The sequence below is a fragment of the Cellulomonas sp. P1_G12_2 genome (genome assembly GCF_056405535.1).
In genome coordinates this window covers 1-12,782 of the sequence record NZ_JBFUBX010000008.1, presented here as the reverse complement: position 1 = coordinate 12,782, position 12,782 = coordinate 1, and the positions used below count along the sequence as shown (strand labels likewise).

Here is a 12,782-nt window from a genome sequence, read left to right as displayed (position 1 = left end):
GTGAGTCCGGACACGTGGCGTCCTACAGAAGGGGCGCGCCCGGGTTCGCGGGGTCAGGGACGCGGTCGACGACGACCGGCCGGGGCTCCGCCTCGATGCGCCGGAAGTCGCGCAACGTCCCGCGGTCCCCCGCGACCACCGCGCCGGCGACGACGAGGGCCGCGATGATCCCGCCGCCCGCGGCCGCGCCGACGGCGGTGAGCATGCCGTGCCCGGCCAGGTCGGTGACCGCGTCCACCACCCACCGTCCGGCGACCGCGCCGAGACCGGCGCCGAGGACGAGCACGAGCGCGGTCCGCGGCAGGCCGGTGGTCGCGGACCGGCCCGCGGCGCGGCGCAGCAGGAGCACCGCGACCGTGCCACCGACGAGCATGCCGAGCGAGCTGGCCTGCGCGAGCGCCAGGAGCGTCGCCGCGGGGTCGTCCCCGGTGGGGGCCCGCAGCGCGGCGAGCAGGGGCGTCGCCACGGCGACAGTCCCCCAGCCCGCGACGTTCGCCGTGATGGCCGCCCGGCCTCGCTCGAGCGCGTAGAGCGCACGGGACGCGTGGAACATGAGTGCGAAGCCGAGCAGACCCGGCATGAGCCAGGTGATCGTCAGGGTCATCGCGCGCATGCCAGGACCGCCGTCGGCGAAGAACACGAAGACGGCCGTGACCGCGGGGGCGGCGGCGGCGAGGGCGGCGCCCCCGAGGGCCGCGGCGGCGAGGACCGCCCGGGTGGTCCCCGACGCCATCCGTGCGAACGCGTCGTTCTCGCCGGTGGCAGCGCGGTGTGCGAGCCGGGGGAACGTCGACGTCGCCAGGGGCACGACCAGCACCGCGTACGGCAGCAGGTACACCTGCTGGGACCACAGGTACACCGACCAGGTGCCGGGGTTGCCGCGATCGGCGGCGACGAGCAGCGCCACGAGCACCGAGACCTGCTGGGCCACCAGCGAGCCGACGCCGGCGAACGCCAGGGCGGCCAGGCGTCGTCCCGTGCCCTCGGGGAAGCGCAGGGTCGGCCGGATACGCACCCCCAGGCGCCTGACAGGGACGAACATCGGGAAGCACATCGCCGCGACGCCGAGCGTGGTCCCCCAGCCGAGCACCGCCAGCGCTTCGGCCGACACCGCGGCCGGGTCGTCGAGCTCACCGCCGGCGAGCGCCGCGTAGACCAGGTAGGTCGCGATGACGACGAGGGACGACAGCACGGGCGCGAACGCCGGCCAGAAGAACCGCTTGTGCGCCTGGAGCACCGCGTACAGGAGCACGGCGATGCCGTACATGGGGACCTGGACCGCGAAGACGGCGATGAAGTACTGCAGGAGGTCTCGCTGCGAGTCGTCGATCTGTGGCCAGACGGAGGCGATCAGTCCGCTGCACGCGGCGAGCGCGGCGCCGAGCGGGACCAGCACGAGCAGCGTCCACCCGAACGTCGCCGACGTGATCGCGTCGACGTCCTTGTGCAGTGCGCGCGAGACGGGCAGGGCCAGCAAAGGGACGAGCGCGCCCGCCAGCGCACCGCCCGCCGCGACCTCGAAGAGGACGTTGGGCAGGGTGTTGGCCGCGTTGTAGACGCCGCCGATGCTGCCGTCGTGGAACGCGTGTGCCTGCACCAGGTACCTGCCGAAGCCGAGCACCCGGCTCAGGACCGTGACGGCAGCGATCATCGCGGCCGCGCCGCCCAGCCCGGCGATCGTGCGACGCGCCGCGGGGCTCACCCGGACCGGCCCGAGGGCGGGTCGACGGGCCGCCGACCCCAGGCGTCGATGTCGCGCAGCACGGGGGTGCGCTCGATGACGCGCGTGAAGCTGACCTTCTCGCTGGCGACCGTGAGACCCACCACGACCGCGAGGCACGCGAGCCGGACGGGCCGCGGAGCGCTCAGCGCCACGGCGGTCCCGAGCGTGGCGCCCAGAGCGTTCGCGCCACCGTCGCCGAGCATGTCGGTCTCGGCGAGGTCCTGGTCCATCGCGGCCCCGACCACGCCGAGCGCCGCGGCTCCGGCCCCGGCACCGCCGCCCGGCGCGAGAGCGAGCGGGGCTGCCACGAGCGTGGCCGCCTTGAGCGCGCGCCCGGGGCGCAGGTCGAGCAGGTTCACCAGGTTGGCGCTGGAGGCGATCAAGGCTCCCGATGCGGCGACGTCCGCCAGCCACCCGACCGTCGAGCGACGCGTGCCGTCCGCCCGGTGCACCGGCGTGGCCACCGCGGCCGCGACGAGCGCTCCACCGCCGATCCCGAGGACCTTGAGGCCACCAGTCGTGAGCTCGCCGCGCGCGAGGGCACCGAGGTGGCCGCGCAGACCCTTGCGTCGTGACGAGGAGTCCTCGCCGAGGTCGTCGACCAGCCCGAAGGCCGCGCCGGACGCGGTCGCGATCGTGAGCGCGACGGCCCCCCGCGGTGACGGCGCGCCGACGAGTCCGCCGGCGAGCAGTCCCGCAGCCACCGCCGGCCCCTCGAGCAGGCTGATCGGCTCGCCGCGGTGGTTGGTGCGGGTCCAGCGCGCCTGCCCGCCCGGCGCCTGGTGGTCGAACGCGCCCCGCACGACCGCGGTCACCGCACTCGCGACGGCGCCCGTCAGGACGCGACGCGCGACACCTACCGTCATCCCTCGGTCCCTGCGGTCGACTCCGCACCGTCGGTCAGGCGCGGCGTGCGGTCGACCGGTGGCAGCACCACGGCCGCCGGCAGCGGGGTCTCGCCGTCACCGAACCCGTAGTGGCCGTTGGTGCCGGCGATCCGGCCGGCCAGGGCGAGCGGCACGTTGACCTGCCCGGTCACGACGGCCGTGCCGGAGACGGTGGTGATCGTCGCAGCCAGGTCCTGGTCGGCGAGCACGGCGTCCGTGAGGCTGCCCTCGCCCCGGGGTCCGTCGGCCAGGACCGCGCCGGTCGAGAGCTCCTGCGCAGCGCTGAGGACCGCGAGCTGGGCCACGACGGTCGACTCCGACGGCGCGGGGCTCGGGGTCGCGTCTGCGGCCGTCTCCTCCCGGGGAACGCCGATGACGACGATCGCGTCCGCCGGAACGGTGACCTGGTCGGCGACGGTGACCAGCGGGCTGTCGCTCTCGCTCGACGAGAGGAGCTCCAACAGCACGGAGGCGTCGTCGGACAGCACGTCCGGGTTGCTCGGGTCCGACGTGACGAGGGCCTGCACCAGAGCCGAGGCGAGCTCGTCCTCCACGCCCGCGTCGTCTGCCGGGACAGGGTCGAGGTACGTGAGCAGCTGGCCGACCAGAGCCTGCCGGAACGTGCGGGCGTCCGGGTCCATCCACGTGTCCGTCAACGTGACGTGGGCCGTGACGCTGGCGCCCGACTGGGTCAGCCGCGTGTCGATCGCGGTGCGGATCGACTCGTCGACCTCCCCGAGCGCGATCACGGCGACGCGGCGGTCCGCCAGCGTGCCGTCGAGGAGCTGCGGACCCGCGGCATCGATGTAGGTCTCGGCGTCCTGCAGCTCGCCCGACGTGGTGTCGAGCTCCGCCCGGAGAGCGTCCTTCTCGCCGCGGAGCTGCTCGACCTGGCCGGTGAGCGTGTCACCGATCGTCTCCTTGAGCGGGCCGGCACCCAGCGCGATGCCGACGGCCAACGCCAGGAAGACCGAGATGAGCGAGACGATGTGGTAGCGGAAGTCGATCACGGTGCGAGGTCTCCGTCGGGTACGTCGCCGGCGTTCACCGGGACCAGGTGCAGGGCGAGGGCAGCGGCGGTGCTCATCCGAACAGTCCGCTCACCCACGACGTGATGTCGTCGATACGGGCGCCCGAGAGGCCGATCAGGGTCTGGCCCGCCGCGGTCGACGCGAGCGCCACGCCGAGGGCGAGCAGGCCCGCGAGGACCAGGAGGGTGAGCTGCAGGTTGGAGATGCGGTTCCGGTAGAGCCGCGAGACGCCCTTGGCGTCGACCAGCTTGCTGCCGACCCGCAGTCGCGTGAGGAACGTGCTCGCCATGCCCGACCGGCCCTTGTCCAGGAACTCGACGAGCGTGGCGTGCGTCCCGACCGCCACGATCAGCTCGGCGCCCTTGTCGTCGGCGAGCAGCATGGCGACGTCCTCGCTGGTGCCCGTGGCAGGGAACACGACGTGCTTGACGTCCAGCTGCTCCACGCGCGCGAGCCCGGGCGCCCGTCCGTCGCGGTAGGCGTGCACGACGACCTCCGCGCCGCACGTCAGGGCACGGTCGGACACGGAGTCCATGTCTCCGACGATCAGGTCGGGCTTCCAGCCGGCGTCGAGGATCGCGTCCGCTCCCCCGTCGACACCGATGAGCACCGGCCGGTACTCGCGGATGTAGGGCCGCAGCGTGACCAGGTCTTCCTTGTAGTGGTAGCCGCGCACGACGATGAGCACCTGCCGACCGTCGATCACGGTCGAGATGTCGGGGACGCCGACGCCGTCGAGGAGCAGGTCACGCTCGCGGCGCAGGTAGTCCATCGTGTTCGCCGCGAACGACTCCAGCTGCACGGAGAGTCCGGCCCGGGCCTCCTCCATCGCGGTGGCGACCGTCGTCTCGGTCTGCAGGACACCCTCGGCGACCAGGGTCTCGCCGTCGTAGACGGCGCCCTCCACGATCCGGAGCCGGTGGCCCTCGGTGAGGGACATGACGTCCGCGCCGAGGTCGTCGATCAGGGGGATGCCCGCCCCGATGAGGATCTCCGGGCCGAGGTTCGGGTAGCGGCCCGAGGTGGAGCGCGCGGCGTTGAGCACGGCGGCGGGCTGGCACGCGACCAGCGCCTCGGCGGAGACGCGGTCGAGGTCGAGGTGGTCGATGACCGCGATGTCACCGGGGCGCAGACGCTTGGTCAGCCCCTTGGTCCGGGGGTCGACACGTGCCGGACCGGCGACGACGCCGGCTTCGGGCAGGGCGGTGCGTTTGCGCAGGGAGGCTCTCATCGCCGCTCATCGTCCCACGGACGAGAGCTCGAGCAGTTCTGCTGCGTGCGTCCGCGCGGCGTGGGAGTCCTCCTGCCCGGACAGCATGCGGGCCAGCTCGCGCACGCGGTCCTCCTGGGTGACCAAGCGCACGTCCGACTCGGTGACCACGTCCACGCCGTCGGCCGTCGACTTGGTGACGACGAGGTGCCGATCGGCGAACGCAGCCACCTGCGCGAGGTGCGTCACGACGAGCACCTGGCTGCCCTGCGCGAGCGACGACAGCCGGCGGCCGACCTCGACGGCGGCCCGACCACCGACGCCCGCGTCGACCTCGTCGAACACGAACGTCCCCGGTCGCGTCGCGCCGGGCGCGGTGGCCAGCGCGACCTCGATGGCCAGCATGACGCGGGACAGCTCGCCACCGGACGCACCCTTGCCCAGGGCGCGAGCGGGCGCTCCCGCGTGCGGCACCAGGAGCATCTCGACCTTGTCGGCGCCGTGCGGGCCGGGCTCGTCGGCCGGCTCGACGACCACGCGCAGCTCGGCGCCGGCCATCGCCAGCCCCGCGAGCTCCTCGGACACCACAGTGGAGAGTCGTTCTGCGCCGTCACGTCGACCGCTCGTCAGCTGCTCCGCGAGAGCGTCGAGCTCGGTTCCCAGCCGGTCGCGTTCCTGCCGCAGCTCGTCGATCCGCTCCTCCCCGCCGTCGAGGTCGAGCAGCCGGCGACCGGCGGTGTCCGCCCAGGCCAGCACCTCCGCGACCGTCGACCCATAGCTGCGGGTCAGGCTGCCCAGCTCCGCGCGCCGGCGCTGGGCGGCCTCGAGGCGCAGCGGGTCGGCCTGCAGGTCCTCGAGGTAGGCGGCGAGGTCCGTCGACACGTCCGCGAGCAGGTATCCGGCCTCCGCGATACGGGTGGCGAGCGCGGCGAGCGCCGGGTCGTGGCTGCCCTCGTGCTCGAGCAGCCGGCGCGCGAGCTCGATCGTCCCGACTGCCGTCCCCTCGTCGGTGCCGTCGTCCCCGCCGACGAGCGCGGTGTGCGCCCCGGCCGCCGCCGTCCGGAGGTCCTCGGCGTGCGACAGCCGCTCGACCTCGTCGGCCAGCGTCACGTCCTCGTCCGGCTGGGGGTCCACCCGCTCGACCTCCGCGAGCCCGAGGCGCAGCAGCTCCGCCTCCCGCGTGCGGTCCCGCGCCCGGTCGACCAGGTCGGTGAGCTCGGCCTCGACACGTGCCCGCTGCGCCCATGCCCCGCGGTAGCTGGCGAGCACCTCGCGGTGAGCCGGGCCGACGAACTCGTCGAGCGCCTCCCGCTGCACCGCGGGCGAGCGCAACCGGGCCTGGTCGGCCTGGCCGTGCACCGTGACCAGCTCGTCCGCCAGCTCCGCGAGAAGACCCTGGGGCACGGACCGACCGCCCACGAACGCGCGGGACCGGCCCGTGGTGCCGTCCGAGCCGGCGCCGACCGTCCGCAGGAGCACGAGGCTCCCGTCGTCGTCCAGGTCCGCACCCGCCTCGGCGGCGCGCGCGAGCGCAGGTGCACCGGCGTCGAGCACCACCCGCCCCTCGACGGACGCCGACGCCGACCCGACCCGCACGGTCGCCGGGTCGGCCTTGCCGCCCAGCAGGAGGTTCAGTGCCGTCAGCACCATCGTCTTGCCCGCACCGGTCTCGCCCGTGAGCACCGTCAGGCCCGGACCGAGCTCGACGTGCGCGCGCCCGATGACCCCGAGGTTCTCGATCCGGATCTCCTCGATCACGGTGCCGCCTCCGGCTGTACTGCGCGCACGGGCCGGGGCGCGCTGGGCCGCCCGCGCCACCCGTCGACGGGGAGGCCGAACTTGTTCACCAGGCGCGTCGTGAACGGCGCCATCGTGAGCCGTGCCAGGCGCACGGGAACGGGGCTGCGGGTCACCTCCACCCGCGACCCCTTCGGCACCTCGAGCCGCCGGCGGCCGTCGAGCGTGACCAGCCCGGCGGCGGGCGAGCGGTCGAGGACCTCCACCGCGAGCGTGCTCCGGGGGCCGACCACCAGCGGCCGCGCGAACAGGGCGTGCGCCGACAGGGGCACAAGGATCATGCCGTCCACGTCCGGCCACACCACCGGCCCGCCGGCGGAGAACGCGTGCGCGGTGGACCCGGTGGCGGTCGCCGCGACGATCCCGTCGCAGCCGAACGACGACAGCGGGTGGCCGTCGACCTCGACCAGCACCTCGAGCATGCGCGACCGGTCCACTTTCTCCAGCGCCGCCTCGTTGAGCGCCCACCCGGTGCCGATGCTCCCGTCCGGTCGCAGCACCCGGACGTCCAGGGTGCCGCGCTCCTCGACGACGAACTCGCCCGCGGTGAGTCGTCGTACCGCCTCCCCCACGTCCTCGCGCTCGCTCTCGGCGAGGAACCCGACGTGCCCGAGGTTCACGCCGAGCAGCGGCACGGACGTCCCGCGCGTGAGCTCAGCGGCTCGCAGGATCGTCCCGTCGCCCCCGAGCACGATCGCCAGCTCGAACGGCGGCAGGTCGGCTGCGTCGGCGTCCTCGGCGGCCAGCACCGGCTCGACGCCCGCGAGTTCGAGCTCGCGCACCACCTCGCGGGTGGCGGCCACGGCCTCCTCTCGGCCCCCGTGGGTGACCACCAGGGCGCGCCGGGTCACCGGGCCACCTCCCCATCGGCGAGCACGGCGGCGGTGATCCGGTCGACCAGGACCTCGACGGGGCCGTCGCCCTCGGGCCGTCGGAACCACACGAAGAACTCGACGTTGCCGCTCGGACCCGGCAGGGGGCTGCGCACGACGTCCCGCACCGCCAGGCCGAGCTCGGCACCGGCGCGCGCGACACCCAGCACGGCGTCCACCCACAGGCCGGGCAGACGCACCACACCGCCCGAGCCGAGGCGCTCGCGTCCGACCTCGAACTGCGGCTTCACCATCAGCAGCAGGTCGGCGTCCGGCCGGGCGACCTCGACGAGCGCCGGCAGCACCAGGGTGAGCGAGATGAACGAGAGATCGGCGACGACCAGCTCCGGCGCGGGGCTGACGTCACCACGTGTCAGGGTGCGGACATTGACGCCCTCGCGCACGTCCACCCGCGGGTCCGACCGCAGCTCATCGACCATCTGGTCGTGACCGACGTCGACCGCCACGACGCCCGTCGCCCCACGGCGCAGCAGCACGTCGGTGAAACCCCCGGTGCTCGCCCCCGCGTCGAGGCAGTACCGACCGGCGACCGCCGGACCGTCCGCGCCGAGCGCGTCGAGGGCCCCCGCCAGCTTGTGCCCGGCGCGCGACGCGTACCCCGGGTCGTCGTCGTCGGACTGGACGGCGACCTCGCGCTCGTCCGTCACCTGCGCGGCGCTGCGCGAGACCGCGGAACCGTCGACGGTCACCCGACCGGCGGCGATCAGCTCTCCGGCGTGCCGGCGCGACCGGGCCAGTCCGCGGCGCACGAGCTCCGTGTCGAGGCGTGTGGTCACCGCGGGTCAGCCCTCCGCGTCCGCGAGCCGGTCCTGGAGCGCGCCGTGAACCGCGTCGAACACCGCGACGTGCGCCCGCAGCGGCTGGTCCTCGAGCCCCACCAGCGTCGACAGCGCCTCGTCGACCGCCGCGTCCGAGGTCGACTCGAGCCCGGGCACCTGTCCCGGTGTCACGTCCGTCCCGCCGGTCTCGCTCACTGCGCCGTCTCCTGCCGTGGTCGTGTCCTGGTCCCGGTCGCTCGCCGACATCGGCAGCCGCACCCCTCGGTGCAGAGTCCGGGACCGCGCCCACGCTACCTGTCGGAACCGACGTCGACCGGTCGCCACACACAGGCAGCGTCGGTCCTCGTCACTGGCTCGCGAGGTCCGTCGCCAGCTCGGGGACCGAGGTCGGGTCGAGCTCCACCCCGTCGTCGACCGCGGCCCACGCAGCCGCGCACGCAGCGCGGACCACGTCGACCTTGCCCTCGACGGTCGTGTCGGCAGTGCGGCCGAGCTCGAGGCGCCCGTCGACGACCCGCGCCGACGCGTCCCGCACGGTCCACCAACCCTCCGCTGCCGCCTGGGGCTCCGGGTGGGCGACGAGCAACGAGCGCAGGTCCGCGCCGATGAGGTGCGGCCGCTCCCCCGGCACCGCCAGCACGTCGTCGCGCGCCGAGCTCACGCCGGTCAGCACGTGCAGACCGATGTAGCCGCCTGCGCGAGCACCGCCCAGGTCGGTGTCGAGCCGGTCGCCGATCACGAGCGTCTCGCGCGCACCGACCCGCTCCACGGCCATCTGGTACATCGTCGGGGACGGCTTGCCCGCGCTGTCCGGGACCACACCCGTCGCGGCCTGGACGGCGCCGACGAGCGACCCGTTCCCCGGTGCGAAGCCCCGCGCGGTCGGCAGGCTCAGGTCGAGGTTGGAGGCCACGTGCCACGCACCCCGGCCGACGGCGTACGCCGCCTCCGCGAGCTGTGGCCAACCCACCTCCGGCGAGAAGCCCTGGGCGACCGCCGCGGGCTCGTCGTCGGCGGAGTGGACCACTTCGTACCCGGCCAGCCGCACGGCGGTGACCAGCCCGGCGCCACCCACGACCAGCACCTTCGACCCGCGCGGCAGGCGGGTGCGCAGCAGCTGCGCAGCCGCCTGCGCGGCGGTCATCACCTCGGAGGCGTGCGTGACGATCCCAAGGTCCGTAAGCTGGTCCGCGACGGACTCGGGCTCGCGCGACGCGTTGTTCGTGACGAACACCAGACGCATCCCGCGCTCACGCGCCGCGGTCAGCCCTTCGGCCGCACCGTCGATCGGCTCGTGACCGCGGTAGGCCACGCCGTCCAGGTCGACCAGCGCGAGGTCGAACCGGTCCGCGAGCGGTGTGGCCGAGCCGATGAGCCCGCCCGTCACCGGCCGCCCTCCGCCTCGTCCGACCCCTGCCCGCCCAGCAGCTGCTCCGGCGCCTCGGACGTCCGGTCGTCGCCTGCCTCGACGGATCCGTCCGACGTCGAGTCCTGAGATCCGGCGACGTCGTCGACGGACGGCTCGGACTCGTCGGACGTGTCGTCAACCTCGGGCGACGCGTCGTGGACCTCGTCGACGGCGCCATCGGTCTCGTCGTCGTCCTCGTCCTTGTCGTCCTCGTCGTCCTCGTCCTCGTCGTCCTCGGCTGCGGCGGAGTCGTCTGAGGCGGAGTCGTCTGCGACGGAGTCGTCTGAGGCGGAGTCGTCTGCGACGGAGTCGTCTGCGACGGAGTCGTCTGAGGCGGAGTCGTCTGAGGCGGAGTCGTCTGCGACAGCGATCGCGTCGAATGCGCCCTCGTCGTACTCGCCGTCCTCGTCGAACTCGCTGAGGTCGAACGAGACCACCTCGTCCTCGACCTCCACGTCACCCGCGGCCTCGTCGAGCTGGTCCTGCGTGTAGGGCGCCAGCTCGGCCGCCGCCTCGTCGGCGCGTCCGGCCGCCTCGAGCGCGGTCGCCCGAGCCTGAGCCACCCGTACGGCAACCAGACCGGTCCCGGCACGCACCGCGGCGGTCGACAGCGCCGCCACAGCGGCATCGGCCTGGCCCAGGTCCAGCCGCGCACCGCTGACGACGATGGCCAGCTCGATGCTGGTCTCCGCGTCGAGCGTCTCGGCCTCCGGCTCCTGCGCCAGGGCGAGCGCCCGCTCGGGCCTGCCCAGCCCACGCTCGCAGTCGACCATGATCGCCAGGTGCTCCGACGACCCGTTCAGCCGGCGCACCGTCCGCAGCTCGCGCAGCGCCTCGGCGTACCGACCCGTCCGGTAGGCAGCCAGACCGGCGGCCTCCCGCACGACGTCGACCCGCCCGGCACGGCGGACCGCGGCCTGGGCGTGCTCGTAGGCGAGCTCCGGCTCGGTGTCGAGCAGCCGACCCACCATCACCAGGTGACGGCCGACGCCGTCGGCGTTGTCCTTGCTGAGCGTGCGCAGCCGGCCGCGGACGGAACGGTCGAGATCGCTGAACACGACCTCGTCCGGGATCTCGGGCGCGACGACACGCTCCTCCTGCGGCGGACGCGTGAGCCGACGGTCGTCGGTCGTCGGACGCTCCGCACCCGCGGCGTACCCCGCGCGCGGGCCGGACCGGTCGTCGCGCACGGGCCGACCGCTGGGGGGCCGACGATCGCCCGTCGCCGGGCGGTCGCCACGACTGCCCGCGGCGGGCGGACGAGAAGACGTGCGCTCAGGACGGTCGCTCCGGTCCGAGTACGAGGGGCGCTGACCACCGGACGCCGGACGGTCGCCCGACGGACGCCGGTCTGGCGCGCCGGCGGGACGGGCCCCACGGTCGGGTCGCTCGCCGCTCGAGCGCCGGTCATCGGCCGGACGACTTCCGTACGACGGACGATCCCCGTCGGGTCGCTGCCCGTACGCGGGACGACCACCACCGGAGCGGTCACCGTAGGAGGGACGGTCACCCTGCGGACGACCACCACCGGAACGGTCACCGTACGAGGGACGGTCACCCTGCGGGCGACCACCGGAACGGTCACCGTACGAGGGACGGTCACCCTGCGGACGACTCCCAGAACGGTCACCGTACGAGGGACGGTCACCCTGCGGGCGACCACCGGAACGGTCACCGTACGAGGGACGGTCACCCTGCGGGCGACCACCGGAGCGCTCACCGTAGGAGGGACGGTCACCCTGGGGACGACCACCGGAGCGCTCACCGTAGGACGGACGATCACCCGAGGGGCGACCACCGGAACGGTCACCGTAGGAGGGACGGTCACCCGAGGGACGACTCCCAGAACGGTCGCCGTACGAAGGACGGTCGCCACCTGAAGGTCGGTTCCCATACGCAGGGCGATCCCCGCCGGAGCGGTTCCCGTACGAGGGACGGTCACCCGAGGGACGACCACCACCGGAACGGTCGCCGTACGAAGGACGGTCGCCACCGGCAGGTCGGTTCCCGTACGCAGGGCGGTCCGCGCCGGAGCGGTTCCCGTAGGAGGGACGGTCACCCGAGGGACGACCACCACCGGAACGGTCACCGTACGAAGGACGGTCGCCCGGGGGACGACCCCCGGAACGGTCACCGTACGAAGGACGGTCGCCACCGGAAGGTCGGTTCCCATACGCAGGGCGATCTCCGCCGGAGCGGTTCCCGTACGAGGGACGGTCACCGGAGGGCCGATTCCCGTAGGACGGGCGGTCGCCACCGCGGCTGGTCCCGCCGGAGCGATCTCCGAAGCCCGTTCGATCGCCAGACGGACGGCCGTAGCTCGGTCGATCCCCGCTGGGACGATCGCCGTACGAAGGACGGTCTGCACCGCGGCCACGGTCACCCGCACCAGAGCGGTCACCGTACGGGGGCCGGCCGCTGCCGGAGCGATCGCCGTACGACGGTCGGTCAGCACCCGGACGCCCGCTGCCGGACGGCCGGAACCCGCGGTCATCACCTGCAGGCCGCCCGCCGGACGACGGACGATAGCCGCGGTCCCCGCCGGAGCTCGGACGACCGCCGCCGTAGGAACCGCCGCCGCGACCGGACGACCCGCCGCGAGACGCACCGCCACCCTGCGAGCCGCGCGGGCCTCGTGCCGAGCTGCTGCGTTCGCCGTCAGGTCGACCGCGGCCCGCTCCACCCGATCGATTCCGGTCGTCGGGTGTGCCCTCGGCACGATTCTCGCTGTTCATCTGTGTGCTCTCCTCGTCGCGATCGACCGCCCCATCGTCTCATCCCCTGCTCCGGACGCCGAACGGCGGCCGAGTGGGCCGCGCCGAATAGGGCGGAGCGGGGACGACACTGCGGTGGAAATTGGTGATCAATACGCCCGACGTCGCGCGCACAGAACATTCTCTTGGGAAACAGAAGAAGCCACCCCCGTAGGGGTGGCTTCTCCTGAATGATGTCCGGCGGCGTCCTACTCTCCCACACCCTGGCGAGTGCAGTACCATCGGCGCTGAAGGGCTTAGCTTCCGGGTTCGGAATGGGACCGGGCGTTTCCCCTTCGCT

At 73.9% G+C, this 12,782-nt stretch carries 10 protein-coding genes and 1 rRNA gene; 1 reads left to right on the top strand and 10 read right to left on the bottom strand.

Features of this window, described 5'->3' with window-relative positions; all coding sequences use genetic code 11:
- Positions 1-22: 22 nt before the first annotated feature.
- From murJ to AC1DXT_RS18595, 9 genes are all read right to left on the bottom strand, one after another.
- The gene (gene murJ, locus AC1DXT_RS18635; protein ID WP_477062786.1) at positions 23-1,702 is read right to left on the bottom strand and encodes a murein biosynthesis integral membrane protein MurJ; all 1,680 of its coding nucleotides are present in this window, start codon (positions 1,700-1,702) and stop codon (positions 23-25) included.
- Complete coding sequence (locus tag AC1DXT_RS18630; protein ID WP_477062785.1) at positions 1,699-2,589, bottom strand: hypothetical protein; 891 nt, start codon at positions 2,587-2,589, stop codon at positions 1,699-1,701. Before AC1DXT_RS18630 ends, murJ begins: the two co-directional genes overlap by 4 nt.
- The gene (locus AC1DXT_RS18625; protein ID WP_477062784.1) at positions 2,586-3,620 is read right to left on the bottom strand and encodes a copper transporter; all 1,035 of its coding nucleotides are present in this window, start codon (positions 3,618-3,620) and stop codon (positions 2,586-2,588) included. Before AC1DXT_RS18625 ends, AC1DXT_RS18630 begins: the two co-directional genes overlap by 4 nt.
- Before the next feature lie 73 nt (positions 3,621-3,693).
- Entirely contained in the window at positions 3,694-4,872 is a 1,179-nt protein-coding gene (gene steA / locus AC1DXT_RS18620; RefSeq protein ID WP_477062783.1) for a putative cytokinetic ring protein SteA, read from the bottom strand.
- Positions 4,873-4,878: 6 nt separating this feature from the next.
- Complete coding sequence (gene recN / locus AC1DXT_RS18615) at positions 4,879-6,609, bottom strand: DNA repair protein RecN (protein WP_477062782.1); 1,731 nt, start codon at positions 6,607-6,609, stop codon at positions 4,879-4,881.
- Positions 6,606-7,499 carry an NAD kinase gene (locus tag AC1DXT_RS18610; RefSeq protein ID WP_477062781.1) on the bottom strand — a complete coding sequence of 298 codons (894 nt, stop codon included), beginning with the start codon at positions 7,497-7,499 and terminating at the stop codon, positions 6,606-6,608. The genes recN and AC1DXT_RS18610 overlap by 4 nt, the downstream gene beginning before the upstream one ends.
- A complete protein-coding gene (locus tag AC1DXT_RS18605; RefSeq protein WP_477062780.1) occupies positions 7,496-8,317 on the bottom strand; it encodes a TlyA family RNA methyltransferase in 822 nt (273 codons plus the stop codon). The genes AC1DXT_RS18610 and AC1DXT_RS18605 overlap by 4 nt, the downstream gene beginning before the upstream one ends.
- Before the next feature lie 6 nt (positions 8,318-8,323).
- The gene (locus tag AC1DXT_RS18600) at positions 8,324-8,515 is read right to left on the bottom strand and encodes a hypothetical protein (RefSeq protein ID WP_477062779.1); all 192 of its coding nucleotides are present in this window, start codon (positions 8,513-8,515) and stop codon (positions 8,324-8,326) included.
- Between the two features lie 151 nt (positions 8,516-8,666).
- The gene (locus AC1DXT_RS18595; RefSeq protein ID WP_477062778.1) at positions 8,667-9,707 is read right to left on the bottom strand and encodes an HAD-IIA family hydrolase; all 1,041 of its coding nucleotides are present in this window, start codon (positions 9,705-9,707) and stop codon (positions 8,667-8,669) included.
- Between AC1DXT_RS18595 and AC1DXT_RS18590 the strand changes: the two genes are divergently transcribed.
- Positions 9,691-10,149 (top strand): pentapeptide repeat-containing protein, encoded by a 459-nt coding sequence (locus AC1DXT_RS18590; RefSeq protein WP_477062897.1) that lies wholly within the window; start codon positions 9,691-9,693, stop codon positions 10,147-10,149. The genes AC1DXT_RS18595 and AC1DXT_RS18590 overlap by 17 nt on opposite strands.
- 2,528 nt (positions 10,150-12,677) lie before the next feature.
- Here AC1DXT_RS18590 and rrf read toward each other — a convergent pair.
- Positions 12,678-12,782: ribosomal RNA gene (rrf, locus tag AC1DXT_RS18585) — 5S ribosomal RNA — on the bottom strand; the annotation flags it as partial.